The 25,652-nt window shown below is 64.7% G+C and carries 21 protein-coding genes; 10 read left to right on the forward strand and 11 right to left on the reverse strand.

The genetic code is table 11. The features are described 5' to 3' along the window. Positions 1-67: 67 nt before the first annotated feature. From IM733_RS22260 to IM733_RS22280, 5 genes are all read left to right on the forward strand, one after another. Positions 68-2,998 carry a TonB-dependent receptor gene (locus IM733_RS22260; protein ID WP_283107511.1) on the forward strand — a complete coding sequence of 977 codons (2,931 nt, stop codon included), beginning with the start codon at positions 68-70 and terminating at the stop codon, positions 2,996-2,998. Positions 2,999-3,376: 378 nt separating this feature from the next. Next, entirely contained in the window at positions 3,377-4,501 is a 1,125-nt protein-coding gene (locus IM733_RS22265; protein WP_248918490.1) for an acyl-protein synthase, read from the forward strand. Position 4,502: 1 nt separating this feature from the next. Next, positions 4,503-6,911: an acyl-CoA reductase gene (locus IM733_RS22270; RefSeq protein ID WP_248918491.1), complete on the forward strand. Its 2,409-nt coding sequence runs from the start codon at positions 4,503-4,505 to the stop codon at positions 6,909-6,911. A 29-nt stretch (positions 6,912-6,940) separates the two neighbouring features. Then, a complete protein-coding gene (locus tag IM733_RS22275; protein ID WP_248918492.1) occupies positions 6,941-8,233 on the forward strand; it encodes a phenylacetate--CoA ligase family protein in 1,293 nt (430 codons plus the stop codon). Continuing rightward, positions 8,230-9,144 carry a GNAT family N-acetyltransferase gene (locus tag IM733_RS22280; RefSeq protein ID WP_248918493.1) on the forward strand — a complete coding sequence of 305 codons (915 nt, stop codon included), beginning with the start codon at positions 8,230-8,232 and terminating at the stop codon, positions 9,142-9,144. Before IM733_RS22275 ends, IM733_RS22280 begins: the two co-directional genes overlap by 4 nt. 247 nt (positions 9,145-9,391) lie before the next feature. On the opposite strand, the gene IM733_RS22285 is transcribed toward IM733_RS22280, so the two are convergent. From IM733_RS22285 to exaC, 9 genes are all read right to left on the reverse strand, one after another. Further along, positions 9,392-10,090, reverse strand: coding sequence for a LexA family transcriptional regulator (locus IM733_RS22285; protein ID WP_248918494.1), 699 nt, complete (start codon positions 10,088-10,090; stop codon positions 9,392-9,394). Positions 10,091-10,250: 160 nt separating this feature from the next. Then, the gene (ppa, locus tag IM733_RS22290) at positions 10,251-10,778 is read right to left on the reverse strand and encodes an inorganic diphosphatase (protein WP_003255365.1); all 528 of its coding nucleotides are present in this window, start codon (positions 10,776-10,778) and stop codon (positions 10,251-10,253) included. Between the two features lie 93 nt (positions 10,779-10,871). Then, entirely contained in the window at positions 10,872-11,687 is an 816-nt protein-coding gene (locus IM733_RS22295) for a zinc-dependent peptidase (protein ID WP_248918495.1), read from the reverse strand. A 7-nt stretch (positions 11,688-11,694) separates the two neighbouring features. Further along, a complete protein-coding gene (locus IM733_RS22300) occupies positions 11,695-12,342 on the reverse strand; it encodes a DedA family protein (protein WP_248918496.1) in 648 nt (215 codons plus the stop codon). Between the two features lie 258 nt (positions 12,343-12,600). Further along, entirely contained in the window at positions 12,601-13,059 is a 459-nt protein-coding gene (locus IM733_RS22305; protein WP_248918497.1) for a GNAT family N-acetyltransferase, read from the reverse strand. A gap of 108 nt (positions 13,060-13,167) precedes the next feature. After that, positions 13,168-13,986, reverse strand: coding sequence for an ethanolamine ammonia-lyase subunit EutC (gene eutC / locus IM733_RS22310; RefSeq protein ID WP_248918498.1), 819 nt, complete (start codon positions 13,984-13,986; stop codon positions 13,168-13,170). 8 nt (positions 13,987-13,994) lie between these two features. Then, positions 13,995-15,389: an ethanolamine ammonia-lyase subunit EutB gene (locus IM733_RS22315; RefSeq protein ID WP_248918499.1), complete on the reverse strand. Its 1,395-nt coding sequence runs from the start codon at positions 15,387-15,389 to the stop codon at positions 13,995-13,997. A 49-nt stretch (positions 15,390-15,438) separates the two neighbouring features. Continuing rightward, positions 15,439-16,887: an ethanolamine permease gene (gene eat, locus IM733_RS22320; RefSeq protein ID WP_248918500.1), complete on the reverse strand. Its 1,449-nt coding sequence runs from the start codon at positions 16,885-16,887 to the stop codon at positions 15,439-15,441. A 128-nt stretch (positions 16,888-17,015) separates the two neighbouring features. Beyond that, the gene (exaC, locus tag IM733_RS22325) at positions 17,016-18,536 is read right to left on the reverse strand and encodes an acetaldehyde dehydrogenase ExaC (RefSeq protein ID WP_011532006.1); all 1,521 of its coding nucleotides are present in this window, start codon (positions 18,534-18,536) and stop codon (positions 17,016-17,018) included. Between the two features lie 266 nt (positions 18,537-18,802). Here exaC and IM733_RS22330 point away from each other — a divergent pair, with 266 nt between their 5' ends. The 5 genes from IM733_RS22330 to IM733_RS22350 all read left to right on the forward strand — a co-directional run bounded on the left by IM733_RS22330 (position 18,803) and on the right by IM733_RS22350 (position 24,836). After that, positions 18,803-20,758 carry a sigma-54-dependent Fis family transcriptional regulator gene (locus IM733_RS22330; RefSeq protein WP_248918501.1) on the forward strand — a complete coding sequence of 652 codons (1,956 nt, stop codon included), beginning with the start codon at positions 18,803-18,805 and terminating at the stop codon, positions 20,756-20,758. A 66-nt stretch (positions 20,759-20,824) separates the two neighbouring features. Then, positions 20,825-22,174 carry a UDP-N-acetylmuramate:L-alanyl-gamma-D-glutamyl-meso-diaminopimelate ligase gene (gene mpl, locus IM733_RS22335; protein ID WP_248918502.1) on the forward strand — a complete coding sequence of 450 codons (1,350 nt, stop codon included), beginning with the start codon at positions 20,825-20,827 and terminating at the stop codon, positions 22,172-22,174. Then, a complete protein-coding gene (ubiX, locus tag IM733_RS22340) occupies positions 22,171-22,800 on the forward strand; it encodes a flavin prenyltransferase UbiX (protein ID WP_248918503.1) in 630 nt (209 codons plus the stop codon). The genes mpl and ubiX overlap by 4 nt, the downstream gene beginning before the upstream one ends. After that, entirely contained in the window at positions 22,797-23,084 is a 288-nt protein-coding gene (locus tag IM733_RS22345; protein ID WP_248918504.1) for a YceK/YidQ family lipoprotein, read from the forward strand. Before ubiX ends, IM733_RS22345 begins: the two co-directional genes overlap by 4 nt. A gap of 87 nt (positions 23,085-23,171) precedes the next feature. Then, complete coding sequence (locus IM733_RS22350; protein ID WP_248918505.1) at positions 23,172-24,836, forward strand: ShlB/FhaC/HecB family hemolysin secretion/activation protein; 1,665 nt, start codon at positions 23,172-23,174, stop codon at positions 24,834-24,836. Positions 24,837-24,958: 122 nt separating this feature from the next. On the opposite strand, the gene IM733_RS22355 is transcribed toward IM733_RS22350, so the two are convergent. Both IM733_RS22355 and IM733_RS22360 read right to left on the reverse strand, forming a co-directional pair. Continuing rightward, a complete protein-coding gene (locus tag IM733_RS22355; RefSeq protein ID WP_248918506.1) occupies positions 24,959-25,366 on the reverse strand; it encodes a response regulator in 408 nt (135 codons plus the stop codon). Positions 25,367-25,407: 41 nt separating this feature from the next. After that, the gene (locus tag IM733_RS22360) at positions 25,408-25,590 is read right to left on the reverse strand and encodes a Flp family type IVb pilin (protein WP_248918507.1); all 183 of its coding nucleotides are present in this window, start codon (positions 25,588-25,590) and stop codon (positions 25,408-25,410) included. Between the last annotated feature and the right edge of the window lie 62 nt (positions 25,591-25,652).

The raw sequence follows: 25,652 nt of genomic DNA on the forward strand, positions 1-25,652 counted from the left end.
CTCGTGCGACAGAAGGGGTAGAAGCCCGCATCGAGTGCCGGGCACACACCCTACGAGCGAGAAAAACATGCCCGCAGCACGACGGCTTCCCCCTGTTTCGCGCCCCTTGCAGCGCCCGTCCCCGATCAGTTTCGCCGTGCGCTGCGCGATGCTCGGCTGCCTGGTGGCGGGTGGCGCCTCCCTGGCCCAGGCCGCTGGCGCGACCTCCAGCGTGGCCACGCGGCTGGACGATGCCACAGTGCGCGACTACGACATCGGCCAGGGGCCGCTGGGGACCTCGCTGGGGGTGTTCGCCAACCAGTCCGGCCTGCTGCTTTCCTATGACCCCGAGCTGACCCGTGGCCGCGCGGCACCCTCGCTCAAGGGGCGCTACACGGTGCTGGAAGGTGCGCGGCGCCTGCTGGCGAACACCGGGTTGCAGTTGTTGCCGAGCGCATCGGGCACCTACATCCTGGCGCCGCAGACCCGTACATCGACCACTGCCACCGAGTTGAGCGCGACCGTGGTCGACTCCACCGAGCTGCTCGATCCGCAGCGGGACACCTACCGCGCGCCGCACTCCACGGTGCACCTGTCGCGGGAAGACCTCGACCGTTTCGGCACGGTGTCGGTGGGCGACATGCTCAAGGGCGTGGCGGGTGTGCAGGTGGGCGACAGCCGCAACGGCGGCGCGCTGGACGTCAATATCCGGGGTATCCAGGGGCAGAGCCGGGTGGCCGTGCGGGTCGATGGCTCGGAGCAGGCGCTGGACGTCTATCGCGGTTATGGCGGCACCCAGCAGCGCAGCTACATCGACCCGGACCTGCTCAGCAGCGTCACCGTGAACAAGGGCCCGAGCACCCGCTCGGGTGCGATCGGTGGCTCGGTGGAGATGAAGACCCTGGGCGTCGACGACATCCTGGTGGATGGCAAGGACGTGGGTTTGCGCCTGACCGGCAACCTCTGGAACAACGGTGTCGACCCCGACCATCGCAACAGCCATTCCCGCGACGAGGACCTGAGCGCGGTGCCTCGCGACAAGCGCAACGGCCTGTTCGGCTCGAAGGCCGAATCCGGCAGCGCGGCTTTCGCCTACAGCAACGCGCGCCTCGACCTGGTGGCGGCCTACGCGCACCGTAACCAGGGCAACTATTTTTCGGGCAAGCATGGCCAGGACCGCTACCGCCTCTACGACCGCGATGGCGACGAGCAGCCCAGCGTGGCCAGCACCTACAACGCCGGCGAGGAAGTGCTCAACTCGTCGGCGCAGACCGATTCCTACCTGCTCAAGAGCACCTGGCGCCTGGCGGACGACCACACCCTGGAGCTGGGCTATCGCCGCTTCGAAGGGCGCATGGGCGAGATCATGCCATCGGACATCTTCCGCTTCGGCACGGCTGGCATCTATCAATACCCCCAGTCCGAAATCGATATCGACACCTACACCGCCCGCTATCACTACCTGCCCGAAGGCAACCCGTGGGTGGACCTGACCAGCAACCTGTGGATGACCGATTCGAAGACCAGCACCCTGAGCGCGGCCTGGATGGCGCCCAAGTCGCAGCTGTTTCGCACCGACCGCAGTTGGTCGCTCCAGGACGACCGACGCCTCGGTGGCGACCTGAACAACGTGTCGCGTTTCACTACCGGCTATGGCGACTTCAAGCTCGACCTGGGCGGCGCCTTCCAGCTCGAAGACTTGCAACCGCAGAAAAGCGTGGTCGCCACCCAGCACGACATCAACGCCAACCGCATGCTGCGCGATGCATCACGCCAGGAGTTCAGTTTCAACGGCAAGCTGGAGTACCAACCCATCGAGCAGGTGACGCTGTGGGGCGGGGGCCGCTACGCCTACTACCGCACCAAGGACAATACCGTGCTGGCCGAGGCCCGCCGTGAGGAGCGCGAAATGCGCTGGATCACCGCGAGCAGCCCGGGGCACTGGGGCAGCATGATGTGGTTCCCCGACGCGAACGGCCAGTACACCGACGCCACCGACCCACGCCTGAACAACGGCATCGTCTTCGAGAACAGCAACGAGCCGTTCAATGGCGTGCCGTTCAACGAGTCCGGCGCAGTTGACGTGACGGTGTACCCGGAAGATATCAGCAGCGTGGTCACCGGCTATGACTACACCCCGCAGGGCAAGTCCAGTGGTGGCGGCTTTGCGCCGGCCTTCGGCATCAACGTCGAGTTCCTGCCCGACACCTTCGTCTATGCCTCGTACACCCAGGGCCTGCGCCTGCCTTCGTTGTTCGAGACCAGCCAAGGCACCCAGCAGGTTACCCCGGGCAAGCACCTCGAGCCCGAGCGTTCGCGCAGCTGGGAGGTGGGCGTCAGTGCCCTGCGCAGCAACCTGCTGACCGCAGGCGACGAGGCGTCGGCGAAGCTGGCGTTCTTCGACAACGACATCAAGCACTACATCACCCGCTACTACGACCCGAGCCCGGGCAAGTGGGGGCAGATGACCTTCAGCAACACCGATCGCTTCCGCACCCGTGGCCTGGAGCTGCAGTCGCACTATGATGCCGGGCGCGTGTTCGCCGACCTGTCGGCCACCTATTATCTGAAGACCGAGACCTGCGACGCGGCCTTCGCCGCCAAGCTGCGCGCCAGCGCCAATCGTTACCAGCCCACCCACAACACCCCGGACTGCACGCCGGGCAGCTACATGGGCTCGTACACCAACACTCAGAACCCGCCGAAGTTCTCGGCCAACCTCACCTCCGGCCTGCGCTTCTTCGACGAGGCGCTGACCGTGGGTGGGCGCATGACCTACACCTCCGGCCCCACCGCGCAGATGGACAAACCGTGGCAGACCGGCGCCACCACGCCGCAGATCGACTACCGCTCGGTGGCGTTGTTCGACCTGTTCCTCAAGTACAAGGTGCTGGAGCATACCGAGCTGAACCTGTCGGTGCAGAACCTGACGGACCGCTATTACCTGGACCCACTGGCACAGAGCTTCATGCCAGCACCGGGGCGGACAGTGCGAATGGGGGTGCAAACGCGGTTCTAGGCCAACCCCGTCCCCGCCGTTAAGCGAAAAACCTCCAGCAGGCCCGGTACTGCGCAAGCATCCAGGCCTGCGACCCCGCTTCTAGAGTCCCACGCGTTTTGATATCGCGCTGACACCAATCCTCGCATCAGTCCGATATCGCATGTCGAAAGCGCCCACATTTTGTGATGACTTTCCCTACTAACTTTCAATACGCATCCGCATAGAGTTTTCCGCTGCAACGCTCGGATCGCCTGGATGAACCGCTAACAGTCAACGGAGCTTCAGGCGCATCCCGATGTTTCAGCCGTGTCGCAGCCCAGCGGTGCCGAGCATTCCCGGCACCTGCTTGCGGGCTGACCACGGTTGTTTCTCAGTGCATGGCTCGGAGCTCGTTCGATGAATCTTGTACACGTTGAGGCACTCTGTGCGCTTGATGATCCCTACCTGGTCGGCGAGTACGCCGATCATCTGTTTGATGCCGCGATGCGTGAAGTCACGGCTTACCACCAACAGCACTCACCGGGCTATGCCGAGTGGTTGCGTCAACAGCAGTTCGATCCTTCTGCCCCGGGTTTCGAGAGTTGGGGGCAGTTGCCGCCGATATTCGCCAACTATCTGAAGAAGCACCTGCTGCTCAGCGAGACAGGGGTGGATGCCCTGGAGCTGACCTCGTCAGGCACTACGGGCCAGAAGAGTCGAATGCGCTATGACGCGCGTAGCCTCGGTGCCGCGCAAGGCATGGTCGACCGGATCTATCGGCGGTATGGCTGGGATACGCCGCATGTGCCGTGCAACTACCTGATGCTGGGCTACGAGCCTGTCAGGCACAGCGCGCTCGGCACCGCCTACACCGACGACTTCCTGTGCAAGTACGCGCCGGTCAAACAGGCGTTTTATGCCCTGCGTCACAACGGCCGGCAAACCGAGTTCGACCCCTTTGGTGTCATCGAGGCATTGCAGCGGTTCGCGCAGGATGGGGCGCCTCTGCGCATCCAGGGCTTCCCGGCATTCATGTGGTTCGTCCTCGAGCGAATGCGGGACATGAAGGTCCCGCCCCTGGCATTTACTGCCGATTCGCTGGCCATGTTCGGCGGTGGCTGGAAAACCCATGCCGACCAGCAGATCCCCAAGGCCCAGCTGTATGCGCGGATGAACGAGCAGTTGGGCATACCGACCTCGCGCTGCCGCGACGGTTACGGCTCCGTCGAGCACTGCGTGCCCTATGTCGAGTGCGAGAACCACCGCCACCACGTACCCACCTATTCCCGCGCCTACACCCGCCACACCGGGACGTTCGCCTTGCAAGGGTACGGGCAGCCGGGGCTGATCCAGTTCGTGTCGCCGTACATCACCTCCAGCCCCGCCCACAGCATCGTGATGAGTGACCTGGCGGTGCTGCATCGCGGTGACGCGTGTGGCTGCGGTATTGCCACCGACTGGTTCGAGATTCTTGGGCGGGCTGGCACCGGCAAGAGCCGCAGCTGTGCGTTGGCCGCCTCCGAGCTGATAAGGGAGAACTGATATGTACCTCATTCAAGGGCAGTACCATGCGGACCTGACGCTGGACCAGGCATTGGTGCGGGTGACGGGCGAACTGGCGCACACGCTGAGCCACCCCTGCGGGATCGAGACCGTGCTGGCCTGCGCCGGTCGGTTTGCCGAGCAACTGCTGGACGGTCAGTTCCTGGCCGAGCTCGACGCTGCTTTACGGGAGCAGCTCCGAGCGTTCTGCCAGCCTGACGTTCTGCGCGCCAAGCTGGAAAACGAACTGGGTGTCAATCCATTCTCCCTACGTCGTCGCGATTATCGGGCCCCCCGCTTCGAGAGCTGGCGGCCGCTGGGGCTCATCCTGCATATCACCCCAGGCAATGCACCGCTGCTGCCATTTTTTGCCGTGCTGGAAAGCTTGCTGGTGGGCAATGTCAACTGGCTACGCCCCAGCGCGCGCGACCAGGGCTTGAACACCCGATTGCTGCAGGCCTTCCTGCAGTGCGATCGATCCGGCGTACTGGCCAACCATGTGGCGGTATTGCCGGTGGCCAAGGCCGAGCTCTCGAGCTTGATGGCCTATGCCGATGGTGTTTCGGCCTGGGGGGGAAGCGAGGCGTTGAAGACCCTTCGCGACCAGCTGCCAGACGGTTGTCGATGGATTCCCTGGGGGCACAAGGTCAGTTTTGCCTGGCTGGTGCCGGAGGCGGTCGATGAGTGTGCCCTCGATGCGCTGGCCGACGAGGTCTGCCGCCTGGACCAGCAGGCATGCTCCAGCCCGCAGGTGGTGTTCGTCGACAGCGACGATGCGGACACGCTGCGAGCGTTGGGCGGGCAACTGGCCGCGGCGATGCGCCGCCGCCATGCCCTCTGGCCTGCGCTGTCGCCCAGTATGCAGGAGGCCGCGCAGGTCACCACCAAGCTTGCACTGGCCGAGCTGGATCACGCGTTCGTTGATGGCCGAGGCCAGCTCTGGAGGGGCCAGGGTTGGCAGATTATCCTTGAACATGTGATGGCGCTTGAGCCCTCTGCGCTGTTTCGCACGATCTTGCTTCGGCCATTGCCGCGCCAGGCGGTGATGCATGCCCTGCGCCCTTGGCGCACGCGGTTGCAGACTTGTGGCCTGGTCTGCGCCGCCCACGAAATTGCTCACCTCAGCCAGTTGTTGCTGGCCGCAGGGGTCGACCGGGTCACCTCGGTGCAGACAATGCACGATGGCTACAGCGGTGAGCCTCACGATGGCGTGTTTGCCCTGGGCATGTTTGCCCGCCGGGTTTCCGTGAGCCTGGTGGAGGGCTGCCTGCCTGGGCAGGCGACCCTGGATGCCAGCGGCCAGGCACCCGCCGGCCTGGAAGGGCAACCGATCATGAGCCGCAGTGCATTTCTGGACGGTTCGATCAGTACGCAGGCACAGCTGTTCTTCCGCACTGGCGGTACCACGGGCACGCCAAGCCTTGCCGGTTATACCTACCGCGATTATCACCGGCAGATGCAGGCTGCGGCCGACGGACTGTTTGCCGCCGGCCTGGAACCTGGCGAGGATCGGCTCATCAACCTGCTGTACGGGGGGAATCTATACGGCGGCCTGCTCAGTTTCTTCACGGTCCTGGACAAGCTTGGAGCCCGGCACTATCCGATGGCCGGCCCCCAAGGTGACGATTACCACGCGATAGCCCAGCTCATCGTCTCTGAACGCATCGACACTGTGATCGGCATGCCGACCACGGTGCACCAACTGTTCTTGCGCGAGGCCGCAACGTTGCGTGCCTATGGCGGGATCCGCAAGGTACTGCTGGGGGGTGAACACCTTGCCCCGGTACAGCGCTCGTTCATCCAGGGCTTTGGCGTCGAGACCATCCGTTCCGCGCTCTATGGTTCCGTCGATGCCGGCCCCCTGGGCTACTCCTGCGCGTCCAGCCCGGATGGGGTCTTCCACCTGATGGGCGATACCCAATGGCTGGAGATCGTCGACCCTGAGCGCGATGAGCCGGTCGCCCCGGGTGAGGCGGGGCGTTTGCTGTTCACCTCGAAGGCCCGGGAGGGGCAGGACGTCGCCCGTTATGACATCGGCGACATGGGACGTTGGGTGAGTGGCCAGTGCCCCTGTGGCGTGCCGGAGCCACGGTTCGAGCTGCTGGGGCGTCACGGGGCGCGGGTGCGTATTGGTTCGCTGTTCATCCAGCCGCAGCGGCTTGCCGCGCTGGCCGAAGCCCCGGTGCAACTGCACCTGGAGCACAATTCTGACAATGGTCTGGAACGTCTTCGCCTGCTGGCGGAGGCTGAGCCCGAGGTGGTGAGGGCCAGGGTGTGTGCCGACGCCGAGTTGAGCGAAGCATTGACACTTGGGTTGTTGGAGCTGGAGGTGTGCCAACGGGCGCAACAGCACTTCGAGAACCACCCGCAGACGGGGAAGACCCCATTGCTTATCGACAAACGTCGCTGACCCACGGTGCCTGTAGAGGACGCAGAAACATGGATTACTCCAGCAAATGCCCGCTTGCACTGGCATGGCTCGTCGATCATGCCCGGGAACATTCCCCCTACTATGCCCGCTTGTATCGGGACCTCCCGAAAGCGGGCTGGACACTGGCCGACCTGCCGATGGTCGATACACAGCAGTACTGGGCCCGCGGCGCGGTTCTCAAGGACTGGCCTGTGCTGACGGGGCCCGTGACGGATGCGATCGTCTACAAGACCGGTGGCACGACGGGGGCAGCCAAGCATTCGGTCTACACCCAGGCTGAATGGGATCAGTTCATCACGACATTCGGGCGCAGCCTTGGCGCCAGGCTCGAGCCTGGGGATCGTGTGGCCAATCTGTTCTTCGCAGGTGACCTGTATGCCAGCTTCCTGTTCATTCAAGGGGCGTTGGCCAAGACCCAGGTGCCGATCTGCGTGTTTCCCTTCACCGGAGCGGTCGATCCACAGGCGCTGGCGACACAGGTCAGACAGCACGGGATCAACGTTCTGGCGGGCGTACCTGGAAAACTCCTGCACGCCATCGCCAGTCTCGAACAGCACGGCATCCAGCTGCCAGGGGTCAGGACCGTCCTGTACGGCGGGGAAAGTGTGTTTGCCGAACAACACGCGTTGTTCAAGGCGGTGCTACCCAACGCCAACGTGGTATCGATCGGCTGTGCCAGCGTGGACGCGGGCCTGATCGGCGCCAGCGCGGTCGATTGCGCGCCGGGTGAGCATCGCGTTTTCGAACCCGACACCCTTGTCGAGATTGTCGATGAAGCGTCGGGCGAGCCGATCCACGAAACCAACCGTACCGGCCTGTTGGTGGTGACCAACCTGACGCGCACCTTGATGCCCATCATTCGCTATCCCGTCGGTGATCTGGCGCAATGGAGCGAAGCACCGGGGAGCGCCGGCCGCAAGTTCAAGCTCGCCGGGCGCAACAGCCTCGGTCACCGGGTGAGAGTCGGCTATGCGACCGTTTTCCCGGACGAGTTGGCGTCAGCCATCGAAGCGCGCCTGGGGCACTGCCCGTGGCAACTGCTGATCGACCGCAAGAACGGCACCGACTTCATCGAGCTTCGTATTGCCCACCCTGGTGACGGCGGATGCGCCGAGGCATTGCAGCAGTCTCTGAAAGCAGGGGACGCTGCTGTGGTGGAGCTCATGGAGAAGGGGGCGCTGGCGGTGTCGGTCAATTGGTGCCAACCCTCGGCTCTGGTGACGAATCAGCGAACCGGCAAGCTGCTGCGTGTTGTCGACCGGCGCGACTATCAGTGCCCTCGTGATGAGGTCGGCCAATGACGATCGTTCGCGGGTTCGAGGAACGTGATGCGGCGCAGATCAGCGCGTTGTTCAACAGGGTCTATGGCGAGGACTACTTCTACCCGGAGATCTACCTGCCCTCCGTCATCTGCCACCACAACCGGACGCAGCGTTGGCAATCCGTGGTCGCGCTGCAGGGGGATCGTATCGTCGGCCATGCCTCGCTGTGGCGTTCTTCGGGTGATGAACGCTGCGCCGAGCTGGCGATGATCGTCGTCGATCCCGAGATGAGGGGGCAAGGAATCGCCACCCGGTTGGGCAAGGACCTGTGTGGGCGAGCCCGTCAGCAGCAGTTGGCGGTGCTGACGATCAAGATGGTCGCCAGCCACCTGTGGACACAGCGACTGGGGCTCGCACTGGGGTTCCAGGCAACGGGGCTGCTGCTGGATTACGTCGAGTCGCCGTTCAGCCATCCGGCGCGCGAAACAGCCATTCTGGGTGTTCTGCCACTGCAGGCGCACCCTATACCGCTTTGCGGGATGCCGGGTGGCCAGCCGGCGTGGATCGCTCCGCTGATCGAGCGCTTCGGGGCCGTTGCCGCCCACGTCACGAGGGATTGTGGCGTGCCCCCGAAAGTAACCGTTCAAGACGATCGCATGGATTTGATCATCGAGTGTGCAACCTATCCCTCGATCGTCGAAGCCTCCCGCTTGCCATCCGCCCGGATGACGCATCTCTGGTTGAAGATGGATGCCAACTTGGCAATGGCGCTGTCGGCGTTTCATCAGGCAGGTTATGTCGACACGGGGCTGGCATTGGGGCCCGAGCGGCAATGGTACTGGTTGTTGCAGCGCGGTTTTTCCGGTCGCCAGATGCAGCTTCACTGTCCGACGGCGCGTGCGTTGCTTGCTGGCGTGACACAGGAGGCGCCCCACGCTGAAGCGTGTTGAGTGTCGTGAAGGGCAGGCATTAAAAAGCCGGCTTGTGGCCGGCTTCTCGGGGACGGTCTTGGCTCATTTTTGATAAGCCGCAACCGCCTTAAACGGTTGGCAACATGGCCTGAAAAAGATGGCGGACGGCTGTGTGAGGCGTCGCCAGGCCCTCTGGAATGCGGCTTGCACCATCAGGGGGCATGATGTGCGGCGTAGCATACTAGGGCTCGGGGCCCATGCCCAGCAAAAAATGGCGTGAAGTGTATCAGCCTGGGCGGGCGGGGCGCAGGCACGACCACCAGAATACCCAGCCGAGGATCTCCAGGCGCTGTGCCCGGCGTTGGTAGGCGGTATAGCGCTCGGTCGGGTGGTTGAGGCGGTCGTGGCTGTGCAGGCACAGGGTACCGTGGCGGCCAAGGGTGAGCTGGTGCACGCGCAGCTTGCCATTGTGCAGCAGTGCATAGCATTCACCCTCGACGACACGGGTGAAGCTGCGGTCGACGGCCAGCAATGTGCCTTGTGGCAGGTAGGGGGCCATGTTGCTTGCCGGCATGCCGATGCAGAACGCGTGTTGCGGGGCCACGCGGATACAGTCGAGCGCTTCCCTGGGGATTGGCTGATGAAGGCCCGGCACGGCCGCGAGGCCACTTTCGTGGGGGCGATAAAGGGGGAGTGGCACACACTCCGTGCCCAAGGCCAGCAATGGCATGGGTGGTTCCTCGCGGGGCCTGGGCGGACGGGGTGGCGTGAAAGGGCCCGGGTGTTTTGGTCCTTCGCCGCTACGCAGCCAGCCGGGGTGCACGCAGAACAACCCGGCGATTTCCTCGACGCGCGCCTGGGGCACGCCGCGCTTGAGCCAGTTGTTGACGTGCTGGGGGGTGACCTTGCGTTGGGCGGCAAAGTCCGAAGGGGTCAGGTCGCACTCCTGCAGGAGGGCTTTGAGGCGGTCGCCGGAAGTGTTCATGGGGGCGAGTCTATCGCCCTGATAAATATGTGGAAATAAACCAGATGTCGACGAGATCTGTAGGGTAAATCTCGATTTGCAGGAGATTGCCTAGGGCCTTGTAGGGCATTTCTTGCGGACACAAAAAAGCCCTGCCGAAGCAGGGCTTCTTCCGTCAGCCTCAGCCTTTGTAGGCAGCAACCGACTTGGTGATCGCGGCACGGGCGGCGTCGGCGCCTTCCCAGCCTTCGATCTTGACCCACTTGCCCTTCTCGAGATCCTTGTAGTTCGCGAAGAAGTGCTCGATCTGCTGGATCAGCAGGGCTGGCAGGTCGGTGTATTCCTTCACGTCGACGTACAGCTGGCTCAGCTTGTCGTGAGGCACGGCGATGACCTTGGCGTCGCCGCCGCCGTCGTCGGTCATGTTCAGCACGCCGACCGGACGGGCACGGATCACCGAGCCTGGGGCGACCGGGTACGGGGTGACGACCAGCACGTCCAGCGGATCACCGTCGTCAGCCAAGGTGTTGGGGATGAAACCGTAGTTGGCCGGGTAGAACATCGGGGTGGCCATGAAGCGGTCGACGAACAGGGTGTCGCTGTCCTTGTCGATTTCGTACTTGATCGGCGCGTGGTTGGCCGGGATCTCGATAGCGACGTAGATGTCGTTCGGCAGGTCTTTGCCGGCTGGAATCTTGCTGTAGCTCATTGGGCAATGCCCCCGTGTTTGATCAAAAAAGTGGCGGCGATTATAGGCACATTCCCACAGTGGGTGCCACGCCCGGCCAGATGTGCGGGGCGATCAGGCAGGGTGCTCACGGTAATCCGGGTGTTCGGCTTGCAGCAGGGCCAGGCGCGTCAGTGGGTCCTGGCGGTAGAACAGCGCCAACTGCTGGTAGACCGCTGGAAAGGCCTGGTGCAGCAGGTCGGGGGCGCTGAAGAAGTACTCGCTGGTGACGGCGAAGAACTCTGCCGGGTTTTCCGCGGCGTAGGGGTCGATGGCGGTCTGCGTGTCGGGGTTCTGGTCGAGCTGGCGGTTCATGCCGTCGTAGGCCTGCTGCATGGCCAGGGCCCAGTCTTCCACGCGCATGCCGTTGTGCAGCGGTGGCAGGCCATTGGCGTCGCCGTTGAGCATGTCGAGCTTGTGCGCCAGTTCGTGGATGACCAGGTTGTAGGCTTCCCAGCCCCCGCTGGCCAGTACCCCGGGCCAGGCCAGGATCACCGGCCCCTGTTGCCAGGCCTCGCCACTGTGCTCGGCGTCCCACACGTGTTCCACGCCGCTGGCGTCGCGATGGCGCTGGGGGCTGAGAAAGTCGTCGGGGTAGAGGATGATCTCGTGGAAGCCCTGGTACCAGTTCAGCTCGCCCAGGTGCAGCAGCGGCAATTGGGCCTGGGCGGCGAGGAACAGGCGCTGCTCGTCGTCCAGTTCGACGCCGGGCAGGGTGGTCAGGTGCTTGTCGTGCAGGAACAGCACGCAGGCCTCACGCAGCCAGCGGTCTTCCTCGTCGCTGATGCCATCGAGCAGTGGCAGGCGATCACGGATCACCTGCCATAGCTGATCGTCGACCGGGTAGCGGGCCAGGGTGCGGCGGCGCCGCCAGGCGCTGAACGACCACATGCCGCGATCAGTGGGCCTTGGCCGCGCGGCTGAACCGGCCGCGCAGCAGGCCGAGAAGCATCGGCACCAGCGACAGGACGATGATGCCGACCACCATCAGCGACAGGTGCTGCTTGATGAATGGCACGTTGCCGAAGAAGTAGCCCAAGGTGACCAGGCCACCGACCCACAGCAGCGAGCCGGCCACGCTGAAGGCCAGGAAGCGTGGGTAGTGCATGTGGGCGATGCCAGCGACGAACGGCGCGAAAGTGCGCAGGATGGGCAGGAAGCGCGCCAGAGTGACGGTCTTGCCGCCGTGGCGTGCGTAGAACTCGTGGGTGCGTTGCAGGTAGTCCTGGCGGAAGATCTTCGACTTCGGGTTGCGGAACAGGCGTTCACCTGCCGTGCGCCCGATCACGTAGTTGGTGCTGTCCCCCAGTATGGCCGCAGCCATCAGCAGGCCCGCCAGCAGCACTGGGTCCATGCCACCTCCCGCGGCCACGGCGCCGGCGATGAACAGCAGCGAGTCGCCGGGCAGGAAGGGCATCACCACCAGGCCGGTTTCGCAGAAGATCACGGTGAAGAGGATGGCGTAGATCCATGGACCGTAGTTGGTGACCAGCAGGTCGAGATAGGCATCGAGATGCAGGATAAGGTCCAGCGGGTTGAAGTCCATGTACAGCACCTGTGTTCTTGACCCGCTTCTACGGGCGCGCGATGACGGAGAGCGTTCTGGGTGTGGAGGGTTTACCTGCGGAAGGTAACTTTTCACACATGACAGGAAGGGGATTATACGGCGAAGTCGCGGTTATGCCCGGAGAGTTTGTAGCGGGGGGTTACCGTAGGGGCGGCTTCAGCCACGATGCAGGCAACGCGGTCTTTGCGGGTGATCGCGGCTGAAGCGGCTCCTACAGAGTCAAGAAATGGCAGGGCTTCAATCCAGGCTGATCGGCAGTATGTAGTTGTCGAACTCGGTATCTTTGCGAAAGCCCATGGACTCGTAGGTTTTCTTCGCCACCTCGTTGTCGCTGCTGGTGGCCACGCGCATGCGCACGGCGTTGGTCTCTTTGGCCATTTTCTTGGCTTCGCGCATCAGGCGGTCGGCCACCAGCATGCGCCGCGAGTCTTCGGCCACGTAGATATCGTTGAGAATCCACACGCGCTTGAGTGATAGCGATGAGTAGCTCGGATAGAGCTGGCAGAAGCCCAGCAGACGGTCGTCGGCGTCATCCGGCAGGGCCAGGTAGATGATCGATTCACTGCGCATGAGGCGCTTTTCGAGGAACTTGCGCGAGCTGTCCGGGTAAGGCAGCTGCCCATAGAACTCACGGTATTTCACGAACAGCGGAGTGAGCAGGTCGAGGTGCTCGAGGGTTGCCTTGATGATGCGCATGTGCGGGCCTCTGAGTCCATGTGGGTGTACGGCGGATTGCCAGCTGCGTCAGATCGCATGCTGCCTAATGCAGGGTAGAAGCGCAATCCGCCTTCCATGACATGTTTCTTACCCTTCGCCGAGTAAGAAATTTCCGCTTTTGGTGCCGGCGTTATCGCTATCGAGACTGTGGACCTCCGCTTCGTCCTTGAGGTTCACCCCCGAAAGCTGGCGCCGACAGGCTTCACGCATCAAGTACAGCAGGCGATGGGCGGCCATGCCATAGCTCAGGCCCTCCAGGCGCACGTTGGAAATGCAGTTGCGGTAAGCGTCGGTGAGGCCGACCTTGGGCGCGTAGGTGAAGTACAGCCCGAGGCTGTCGGGGGAGCTCAGGCCCGGGCGTTCGCCGATCAGCATCACGGTCATGCGCGCGCCCAGCAATTCGCCCACTTCGTCGGCCACCGCCACGCGGCCCTGCTCCACCAGCACCACTGGGGCGCTGCTCCAGCCGTCGGCGGCGGCCTGCTCCTCGAAGCGGCTCAGGAAGGGTAGCGTGTGGCGGTGCACGGCCAGGGCGGAGAGCCCGTCGGCGACGACGATGGCCAGGTCCACCCCGCCAGGATTGGCCTGGGCATGTTCGCGCAGGCGCTGGGCGGAGTCTTCGTGCAGGCGCCGCCCCAGGTCGGGGCGTTGCAGGTACTGGTGGCGGTCATTGGCGGCGCTGTGCAGCAGCAGGCTGTCGCGGCCGCGCTCGCTGAGCTGCTGGCGCAGGCCGGCGTGGTCGAAGGGCAGGTGCACGGCGTCGCGGGCCTGGGCATGGGCGTACTGGAAGTCCAGCTGGGCGCCGGTGGGCAGGCTGATACCGGTGCGCCCCAGGGCGATGCGCGCGGGGGTGAGGTTGCGCAGCGCCAGCCAGGGGTTGTCCGGGGTGGGGGTGTGTCGATCCATGGTCACCTCTAGGCCAGGTGCGCCAGTGCGTGGCGGAAGGCCGGTGGCAGGTTGTCGCCGAACAGCACGCGGCCATCGGCCTGGGTGAAGATGCCGGTGCGCGCCAGCCAGGCCTCGAATTCCGGCCCGGGCTTCAGGCCCAGGGTCTGGCGGGCGTAGAGCGCGTCGTGGAACGACGTGGTCTGGTAGTTGAGCATGATGTCGTCGGAGCCGGGGATACCCATGATGAAGTTGATCCCGGCCACGCCCAGCAGGGTCAGCAGGGTGTCCATGTCGTCCTGGTCGGCTTCGGCGTGGTTGGTGTAGCAGATGTCGCAGCCCATCGGCACGCCCAGCAGCTTGCCGCAGAAGTGGTCCTCGAGGCCGGCGCGGATGATCTGTTTACCGTTGTACAGGTATTCCGGGCCGATGAAGCCGACCACGGTGTTGACCAGGAACGGCTTGAAGTGGCGGGCCACGGCGTAGGCACGGGTCTCGCAGGTCTGTTGGTCGACGCCATGATGAGCGTTGGCCGACAGGGCGCTGCCCTGACCGGTCTCGAAGTACATCAGGTTTTGCCCGACCGTGCCGCGCTTGAGCGACAGGCCGGCCTCGTAGCCTTCCTGCAGTACGTTGAGGTTGATGCCGAAGCTGGCGTTGGCCGCTTCGGTGCCGGCGATGGACTGGAACACCAGGTCCAGCGGCACGCCACGGTTGATCGCCTCGATCGAGGTGGTGACGTGGGTGAGCACGCAGGCTTGGGTGGGGATCTGGTAGCGCTGGATGATGGCGTCGAGCATCTCCAGCAGGGCGCAGATCGAGGCGATGCTGTCGGTGGCCGGGTTGATGCCGATCATGGCGTCGCCGTTGCCGTAGAGCAGGCCGTCGAGGATGCTGGCGGCGATGCCGGCAGGTTCGTCGGTGGGGTGGTTGGGCTGCAGGCGAGTCGACAGCCGGCCGCGTAGGCCCATGGTGCCGCGGAACTGGGTGACCACGCGGATCTTCTGCGCCACCAGCACCAGGTCCTGCACGCGCATGATCTTCGACACCGCCGCCGCCATTTCCGGCGTCAGGCCCGGCGCCAGGGCCCGCAGGCTGTGTTCGTCGGCTTGCTCGCCCAGCAGCCAGTCGCGCAGGCCGCCGACGGTCAGGTGGCTGACCGGGGCGAAGGCGTGTTTGTCGTGGGTGTCGATGATCAGCCGGGTGACTTCGTCTTGTTCGTAGGGGATCAGCGCTTCGTTGAGGAAGTGCGTGAGCGGGATATCGGCCAGGGCCATCTGCGCCGCGACCCGTTCGCCATCGTTGCTGGCGGCGACGCCCGCCAGGTAGTCGCCCGAGCGCGCCGGGCTGGCCTTGGCCATGACCTCTTTGAGGCTATCGAAACGGTAGATCTGGTGACCCACCGTGTGTACGAAACGTGCCATACAGAATCTCCAGGGCGCCGCAGGGCTTGCCTGCGGCGTGGGTCGGCGCTCAGTGCAGGGCCTCTTCGGCCTTCTGGATCGCGGCGAATTCCTCTTCGGGCGTCCCGGCCACCAAGTGATGGCGGCTGTAGAAAGCAAAGTAGGCAATCAATACGGCATAGATCAAGGCGGCGCCGATCACCACCCGTGGATCGACCAGGAAGCCGGCGACCACCGCGATGCACGCCAGCACCAGGGCTACGCCCGAGGTCAAGATGCCACCTGGGGTGCGATACGGGCGTTCCATTTTCGGCCGGCGGATGCGCAGGGTGATGTGCGCGGCCATCATCAGCACGTAGGACAGCGTCGCGCCAAACACCGCCACCAGGATCAGCAGGTCGCCCTGGCCGGTCAGCGACAGGGCGAAACCGATGATCCCCGGGATCACCAGGGCCAGCACCGGCGCCTTGCTCTTGTTGGTTTCCGACAGCTTGCGCGGCAGGTAGCCAGCACGGGAAAGGGCGAAGATCTGCCGCGAATAGGCATAGATGATCGAGAAAAAGCTGGCGATCAGGCCGGCTAGGCCCACCAGGTTGACGAAACCGCCCATCCAGGTGGAACCGCCATAGGCTTTGGACAGTGCCTCGACCAGCGGGTTGCCCGAGGCCTTGAGTGCGTCGGCGCCGGCGCCGCCGGGGCCGACCACCAGGATCAGCAGGGCGAAGGCCAGCAGCACCAGCATCGCGCCGATCAGGCCGCGGGGCAGGTCGCGCTTGGGGTTCTTGGTTTCTTCGGCGGCCAGCGGCACACCTTCGACGGCGAGGAAGAACCAGATCGCATAGGGTATCGCCGCCCACACGCCGACATAGCCGAACGGCAGGAAGCTGCTTGCACCCACGGCGTCGGTCTTGGCGATGTCGAACAGGTTGGCTGCATCGAAATGGGGCACCATGCCGATCAGGAACACCGCCAGGGCGATGGCGGCAATGGCGGTGATGATGAACATCAGTTTCAGCGCCTCGCCCACCCCGAAGATGTGGATGCCGATGAACACGATGTAGAACGCCAGGTAGATCATCCAGCCGCCGATGCCGAACAGCGACTGGCAGTAGGCACCGATGAACACGGCGATGGCCGCAGGGGCGATGGCGTACTCGATGAGGATCGCCGTACCAGTGAGGAAGCCACCCCAGGGGCCGAAGGCGCTGCGGGCGAAGCCGTAGCCACCACCGGCGGTGGGGATCATCGACGACAGCTCCGCCAGGGAGAAGCACATGCACAGGTACATGGTGGCCATCAGCAGGGTGGCGAGGAACATGCCGCCCCAGCCACCCTGGGCCAGGCCGAAGTTCCAGCCGGCGTAGTCGCCGGAGATCACGTAGGCCACGCCCAGGCCCACCAGCAGGACCCAGCCGGCGGCGCCTTTTTTCAGTTCACGTTGCTGGAAATAATCCGAGCCGACTTTTTCGAAGTCGACGGAAGAGCTCGCCGGCGTGCTGCCGGAGTGATCGCTTGGCATGGTGTTCACCTGTTTTTTTCGTTTTTGAGTGGTGAAGGTGTTGCAGGATGCGGGCCAGGGGGTGGCGGTTCGCCAGCAAGTTGGCTCCTACGGGAACAGGTAGGAGCCAGCTTGCTGGCGAAGGGGGCTTAGAAGAAGCCCAGTGGGTTGATGTCGTAGCTCACCAGCAGGTTCTTGGTCTGCTGGTAGTGGTCGAGCATCATCTTGTGGGTTTCACGACCAACGCCGGACTTCTTGTAGCCACCGAACGCGGCATGGGCCGGGTACAGGTGGTAGCAGTTGGTCCATACGCGGCCGGCCTTGATGCCGCGGCCCATGCGGTAGGCGCGGTTGATGTCGCGGGTCCACACGCCGGCGCCCAGGCCGAACTCGGTGTCGTTGGCGATGGCCAGGGCTTCGGCTTCGTCCTTGAAGGTGGTGACGCTGACCACCGGGCCGAAAATTTCTTCCTGGAACACACGCATCTTGTTGTTGCCCTTGAGCAGGGTCGGCTGGATGTAGTAGCCGCTGGCCAGCGAACCTTCGAGTTGCTCCACCTTGCCGCCGGTCAGCAGCTCGGCGCCCTCTTCCTGGGCGATCTTGAGGTAGGACTGGATCTTCTCGAACTGCTGCTGCGAGGCCTGGGCACCGACCATGGTGTCAGTGTCCAGCGGGTCGCCGCGTTTGATCTGCAGCACCTTCTTCATCACCACTTCCATGAACTGCGGGTAGATCGACTCCTGTACCAGCGCTCGCGACGGGCAGGTGCACACCTCGCCCTGGTTGAAGAACGCCAGCACCATGCCTTCGGCGGCCTTGTCGATGAACGCAGGCTCGGCCTGCATGATGTCTTCAAAGTACACGTTGGGTGACTTGCCACCCAGCTCGACGGTGGATGGGATGATGTTCTCGGCGGCGCATTTCATGATGTGCGCGCCGACTGGGGTGGAGCCGGTGAAGGCGATCTTGGCGATGCGCTTGCTGGTGGCCAGGGCCTCGCCGGCCTCGCGGCCATAGCCTTGCACCACGTTGAGCACGCCCTTGGGCAGCAGGTCGCCGATCAGTTCCAGCAGCACGGTGATGCCCAGCGGGGTCTGCTCGGCGGGCTTGAGCACCACGCAGTTGCCGGCGGCCAGGGCCGGGGCGAGCTTCCAGGCGGCCATCAGCAACGGGAAGTTCCACGGGATGATCTGCCCGACCACGCCCAGCGGTTCATGGATGTGGTAGGCCACGGTGTTTTCGTTGATCTCGGCGGCGCCACCTTCCTGGGCGCGGATGCAGCCGGCGAAGTAGCGGAAGTGATCGACCGCCAGGGGGATATCGGCGTTGAGGGTTTCGCGGATCGGCTTGCCGTTGTCCCAGGTTTCGGTGATGGCCAGCACTTCGAGGTTCTGCTCGATGCGGTCGGCGATGCGCAGCAGGACGTTGGAGCGGTCCTGCACCGAGGTGCGGCCCCAGGCGTCGGCGGCGGCATGGGCGGCGTCGAGGGCCTTGTCGATGTCTTCGGCGGTGGAGCGGGGGAACTCGGCGATCGGCTGGCCGTTCACCGGTGAGGTGTTGGTGAAGTACTCACCCTTTACCGGAGGAACGAACTCACCACCGATGTAGTTGCCGTAGCGGCTCTTGAAGGAAACCTTCGCGCCCTCGGTACCGGGATGTGCGTAACGCATGGTGTGTCTCCTGGTCGTTGTGATTGTTGCGGAGTGTCAAAGCGTAGAGCAAAGGTCGGGCCAGTGCCGTGAGGCCTTTGCAAATCAGTGACTTGGGTCAGTGTCCGGGGCTTGTTTGCGATGCTTTGTGCCAGCCCTGGTACGGGGCGGGTGACATTTTGTGCCGTTTCCGGGGCGCCCATGACTTGCTGGTCAGCGCGGCATTGCAATGCGTTCGCGCCTGGAGGATGCTGGCGGGACGATCGATCTGCGGAGAACAACAACACATGCAGAGCAATTCGTTCAGCCGCCATGCCCAGCAGGTGCTCACCATCGCCCGAGGGCAGGCCAGCGGGCCGGGCAGTGACCCGTCCATCGCCCGTTCCTGGCTGCGTTGCCTGGAGGATTACCACCTCGACCCCGCACGCGCCCAGGCGCCCGTCGTGCTTGAACACGGCCGCCTGCTGGAGAGCCGCGAGCGCCTGCACCAGGTGCTGCAGATCGCCGACAACGAGATGAACAGCCTGCACCAGCAACTGTCCGGCGCTGGTCACGCGGTACTGCTCACCGACGCCCGTGGCGTCATCCTCAACTGTGTCACCACCCCCAGCGAGCGGCGCATCTTCGAGCGTGCCGGGCTGTGGCTGGGCGCCGACTGGAGCGAGGCCCGCGAGGGCACCAACGGCATCGGCACCTGCCTGGTCGAGCGCCAGGCCCTGACCATCCACCAGGACGAACACTTCCGCGGCCGGCACACGGGCCTGACCTGTTCGGCCAGCCCGGTGTTCGACCCCCACGGTGAATTGCTGGCGGTGCTCGACGTCTCGTCGGCGCGGCCGGACGTGTCACGGCAGAGCCAGTTCCACACCATGGCCCTGGTAAATCTTTCGGCGAAGATGATCGAGAGCTGCTATTTCCTGCGCCACTTCGAACAGCAATGGCTGCTGCGCTTCCACCTGCAGGCCGAGTCGGTCGGGCTGTTCAGCGAAGGCCTGCTGGCGTTCGATGGCGACGGGCAGATCTGCGCGGCCAACCAGGGCGCGCTGAACCTGTTGGGTACCATCCGTGGCGGCGTGCTGGGCAAATCGGTGGACACCTTCTTTGCCCTGCGCCATGACGAGCTGTTCAGCCGCGCCACACCGCAAGGCAGCAGCGTCTGGCCGCTGCATACCCGTGATGGCCGGCAGGTGTTCGCCAGCCTGCGTGGCCAGGCGCGCACGCCAGCCTGGTCGGTGCCGGTGGCGTCACCCCAGGCCAGCGAGCCCGGCATCTGCCTGCTCGACCCGGCCCTGCAGAACGATTTTCGCCGTGCCGTGCGCGTCTTTGAGCGCGACGTACCCCTGCTGCTGCGCGGCGAGACCGGTTGCGGCAAGGAGGCCTTCGCCCAGGCCGTGCACCAGGCCAGCGCGCGCCGACACAAGCCGTTCGTGGCGATCAACTGCGCCTCGATTCCGGAAAGCCTGATCGAGAGCGAGCTGTTCGGCTATCGCGGCGGCAGTTTCACCGGCGCGCGCAAGGAAGGCATGCGCGGCAAACTGTTGCAGGCCGACGGCGGCACCCTGTTGCTCGATGAGATCGGCGACATGCCATTGGCCCTGCAGACCCGCCTGCTGCGGGTGCTGGAGGAGCGCCAGGTGGTACCCATCGGTGGCGAGCCGCAGGCGGTGGATGTCCGCATCATCAGTGCCACCCACCGCGACCTGTTGGAGCGGGTGGAACAGGGTGGTTTCCGCGAAGACCTCTATTACCGCCTCAATGGCCTGGAGGTGGCGTTGCCGGCGCTGCGCGAGCGCAGCGACAAGGCACCGTTGCTCGACTTCCTGCTGGCGCAGGAGGCCGAGGGCCAAGCCATCGGCCTCGAGCCTGCCGCCCGCCAGGCGCTGCTGGACTTCACCTGGCCGGGGAATGTGCGGCAACTGCGCAATGTGCTGCGAACCTTGGTCGCGTTGTGCGAAGGCCCGCATATCGTTTTTTCGGATCTCCCTGCAATCGTCCGCAATGGCACGCCTTCTGTGGGAGCGGCTTTGTGTCGCGAAAGTGCCGCAAAGCGGCCCCAGGATTTCAGCAGCGCTGCTGAATCTGCCGGGGCTGCTGCGCCGCTCCTGCATGCCGAGCGCGATGCACTGCTGGCCGTACTGGAGGCAAACCGCTGGCACCTGACCCATGCCGCCGAGCACCTGGGCATCAGCCGCAACACCCTCTATCGAAAACTGCGCAAACATGGCATCGCCCGGGCCGGCTGAGCGAAACAGCGGGTGCGATTTCCCTCGCCGTGGGCTACCCTGCCTCGACGTTTTGCGAGGTCGATCATGCACATTCACATTCTCGGTATTTGCGGCACTTTCATGGGTTCGCTGGCCGTGCTGGCCAAGGAACTTGGCCACCGCGTCACCGGTTCCGACGCCAATGTCTACCCCCCGATGAGCACCCAGCTCGAAGCCCAGGGCATCGAGCTCACCCAAGGCTATGACCCGGCCCAGCTGGAGCCGGCACCGGACCTGGTGGTGATCGGCAACGCCATGTCGCGGGGCAACCCGGCGGTGGAATACGTGCTGAACAAGGGCCTGCCCTATGTGTCCGGCCCGCAGTGGCTGGCCGACCATGTGCTGCAGGGGCGCTGGGTGCTGGCGGTGGCCGGCACCCACGGCAAGACCACCACCAGCAGCATGCTGGCCTGGGTCCTGGAGCATGCTGGCATGAGCCCGGGCTTTTTGATCGGCGGCGTGCCGCAGAATTTCTCGGTGTCGGCGCGCCTGGGCGGCACGCCGTTCTTCGTGGTCGAGGCCGACGAATACGACAGCGCCTTCTTCGACAAGCGCTCGAAGTTCGTGCACTACCACCCACGCACCGCGATCCTCAACAACCTTGAGTTCGATCACGCGGACATCTTCCCGGACCTGGCGGCCATCGAGCGGCAGTTCCACCACCTGGTGCGGACCATCCCGAGCGAAGGCCTGGTGATCCACCCGACCACCGAGCAGGCGCTGGAGCGGGTGATCGGCATGGGCTGCTGGACCCCGGTGCAGACCACGGGTGTTAGCGGCCAGTGGCAGGCGCGCCTGCTCAGCCCCGACGGTTCGCGCTTCGAGGTGCTGTTCGAGGGCGAGGCGCAAGGTGTGGTGGACTGGGCCCTGACTGGCCAGCACAACGTCGCCAACGCCCTGGCGACGCTTGCCGCCGCCCGCCACGTGGGCGTGGCCCCGGCCATGGGCATCGAAGGCCTGAGCGCATTCAAGAGCGTCAAGCGGCGCATGGAGAAGGTCGCCGAAGTCCAAGGCGTGACTATCTACGATGACTTCGCCCACCACCCGACCGCCATCGCCACCACCCTCGATGGCCTGCGCAAGCGCGTTGGCGAGGCGCCGGTGATCGCGGTGATCGAGCCGCGCTCCAACTCCATGAAGCTCGGTGCCCACCGTGATGGCCTGCCGGAAAGCGTCAGCGATGCCGACCAGGTCATCTGGTACGCGCCGCCCAACCTGGGTTGGGACCTGGCCGGTACCGCCGCCCAGTGCAAGGTCCCCAGCGTGGTGGCCGACAGCCTCGAGGCGATCATCGACCGGGTCAAGGGCCAGGCCCGCCCGGGCACCCACGTGGTGATCATGAGCAACGGCGGCTTCGGCGGCCTGCACGGCAAGCTGGCCGAGGCCCTCAAGTGAGCGGGCCGGAGCGCATCACCCTGGCCATGACCGGGGCGTCCGGGGCGCAGTATGGCCTGCGCTTGCTCGACTGCCTGGTACGTGAGGACCGCGAGGTGCACTTCCTCGTCTCCAAGGCCGCGCAACTGGTGATGGCCACCGAGACCGACGTGGTGCTGCCGGCCAAGCCCCAGGCGATGCAGGCCTTCCTCACCGAATACACCGGGGCCGCCGACGGGCAGATCCGCGTGTACGGCAAGGAGGACTGGATGTCGCCGGTGGCCTCGGGCTCCGGCGCGCCGGCGGCGATGGTGGTGGTGCCATGCTCCACCGGCACGTTGTCGGCCATCGCCACCGGTGCCTGCAACAACCTGATCGAGCGCGCCGCCGACGTGACGTTGAAGGAGCGTCGCCAATTGATCCTGGTACCGCGCGAGGCGCCACTGTCGACCATCCACCTGGAGAACATGCTCAAGCTGTCGCAGATGGGCGCGGTGATCCTGCCGGCGGCACCGGGCTTCTACCACCAGCCGCAGACCATCGACGACCTGGTCGACTTCGTCGTTGCGCGCATCCTCAACCTGCTGAACATTCCCCAGGACATGCTGCCGCGCTGGGGCGAGCACCACCACGGGGTCGACGATTGAGGCGGGCGTTGCTGGGCTGGCTGGTATTGATGCAATTGGGGGGCTGCGCCACGGTGCGTACCCTGGACGCCAACAAGCCCGGGGCACCGGTGGTGTACGCCGGCACGCGGCTGGACCTGTACGTGATGAACGGCGGCTGCTGCCCCGAAGACCGTTTCGGGGCTGAGGCGCCGGCCTACCCGGGGCTGGACCTGCCCGCCAGCGCGTTGCTGGACACGTTGTTGCTGCCCCTGTCATTGCTGACCGCGGCGGGGGTGGGCTTCAACGCCACGGGCGGGCTTTGACCCTTCGGGGGGCTGCACCTACGCTGATCCTCACGTGCGCCGCATGCCTGCACGGGGCGGTGGCCTTCTGGATCACGGAGTGTCCGCATGCGCCTGATGCTGTTGACGATGCTGGCGTTGTCCTGTGGGGCCAGCGCTCGCGCCGAGTCCCTGCCCAGCTACCTCGATGGCAATGAAACCGACAACCGCCTGCCCACGGCGAACCTGCCGGTGGCTGCCTACCGTCCGGGGGAGCCCTTCGTACAGGTGGTGACGCCCGACATTCTTCGCCAGCAACCCTTGGCGATGGACACCCGGGTGCAGGTGCGCAAGGTGCGTTTCGAGGGCGGTACCGTCTATGCATTGGGCGAATTGCGCGATCACTACCAGCCCATCATCGGCCAGACACTCAGCCTGGCCGAGCTGAACGAACTCACTCAACGCCTCACCCGGCGTTACCAGCAGGACGGTTACCTGCTTTCCTACGCCTACCTCCCTCCACAAGACTTCGCCGACGGCCGAGTGCACGTGGTCCTGGTCGAAGGCCATGTCCATGATTATCGGATCGAAGGCCAGATCGGCCCGGCGCGCGCCTACCTGGTCAGGCTGCTGGAACGGCTCAAGACCGAACGCCCGCTGACCCGGCAGACCCTCGACCGCTCTGTCAGCCTGATGGGGCGTATACCGGGTGTGACCTTGCAGGCCAGGGTCGAAGCACCCGTCGCCGACGATGGTGCAGCCCGCTTGGTCGTCCAGGTATCGCATAGGCCGTTTGCTGGCAACGTGACCGTGAATGACGGCAGTCGCGCTGCGCCTCAAGCCTTGGTCAGTGTTGCCAGCAACGCCCAGACCCGCTACGCCGAACAGCTGCGCGCCAGTGTGCTGGCACCTCCCGGCGAGGACGAGGCGCACTTTGCCCGCCTCGACTACAGCCAGTTCATCGATGAGCAAGGGTTGCAACTGCAACTCTCGGCTTCACGCTACCGCAGCGAACCCCGCACGCATGTGCGATTGGACGATGGCACCGACCTGCGTCAGCACCGTGACAGTGACCGCTATGCGATCGGTCTCAACCACCCACTGATCGCAGCACCAGACGAGTGGCTGGAGGTGGTGGGGCGCTTCTACGTGGTCAAGGACCGGGTCGACTATCAGGGGGCGGCGCAGCAAGCGGACACCGCGACCGATGTTCGTGCGTTGTCCTTCGAAGGCGACTGGCGCAAGGTCGAGGCCGGGCGCCTGCGGATGCTCAGTGCCGGCGTCTACCAGGGCATGGACTACCTTGGGGCGAGCAGCAATGCCGGCTATGACCTGGACTTCCTGCGGCTGCGGCTGTCCGGTTTGCAGAGCGACGATTTCACCGACCATTGGCAAGGCGTGGCGTCGGCCGCCGCGTACTGGAGCGGCGACAGCCTGCCCGACAGCGAGCGTGTGCTGTTGGGTGGCCAGGGCTTCGGCCGGGGTTATCCCCGCGACCAGGCGAGCGGCGACATGGGATGGGGAGTGGCCTACGAGGTCAACTACAGCTTCAGGCGCGGCGGCGAGTGGTTGAAGGTGGTGCAGCCTTATGCCGTGGTCGATGCCGCCAGGACCTGGTTCAACGAAGTGGACGTGCATGAGGCGAAACTGGCGTCCGCCGCGCTGGGGGTGCGCTTGGGGGATAGGCGTTACTTCAACGTCGCCGTAGAACTGGCCAAGCCACTGGCGGACGTTGCCCTGGACAGCCTCGACCGTCGGCCCAGGGTTACGCTGAGCTTCAGTTGCCAGCTCTAAAAATGTGCTGACTGTACTGGCCTATTCGCCGGCAAAGCCGGCTCCTACAGGTGCAGCGTTGACCTTGAGGTTGGCGCCGTACCTGTAGGAGCCGGCTTTGCCGGCGAATGCTTTGCACGTCGCTAGTTCACGGCTTGCAACAGCGGCTTGGGAAACAGGTTCTCCAGGGTTTCCAGCAAGCGTGCGTGGTAGATGGGCTTGCGGAACAGGTCGAGCACCTGCAGGCGCAACAGGTCGCTGACGTCGTCCATGTCAGCGTGCCCGGACATCACGATCACCGGCAGATGCTGGCGGGCGGTGTGGTCGCGCAGGCGCTGGATCAGACCAATGCCGCTCTCCTCGGGCATACGCAGGTCGGTGATGACCAGCGCCACGTCCGGGTGGCGGGTCAGTTGTTGCAGGGCGGCCTTCACGGAGCTGGCGGTGTGGCAGGCGAAGCCTTCGTTTTCCAATAACTCGGCCAGCTCCAGCAAGGCGTGCTCGTCGTCGTCCACCAAGAGAATCTGCTGACGCAATGCAGAGGTCGGCATGCTCGGCTCCCGGGCTGTCGGTCAGGCGTCCTGGCCTGCGATCACTGGGTGATGGCGGTCTTGATGCTGGTCATGATGTTGCTGACTTCGGCGCCGATGGGCGTGACGAAGCCCGCCAGCACCACCGCGACCATGGCGGCGATCACCGCGTACTCGATACCGGAGGCGCCATCCTTGCGCTGGAGGAAGTGCTTGCAGTGGAGGACGATCAGTTGCAGCAGCATGGCATGTCTCCTTGCGCTCATGTGGCGCGGGTCTCGGGGCTTGAAAAGTGACACCCCTTTGC

It is taken from the genome of Pseudomonas entomophila (genome assembly GCF_023277925.1).
GTDB lineage: Bacteria > Pseudomonadota > Gammaproteobacteria > Pseudomonadales > Pseudomonadaceae > Aquipseudomonas > Aquipseudomonas entomophila_D.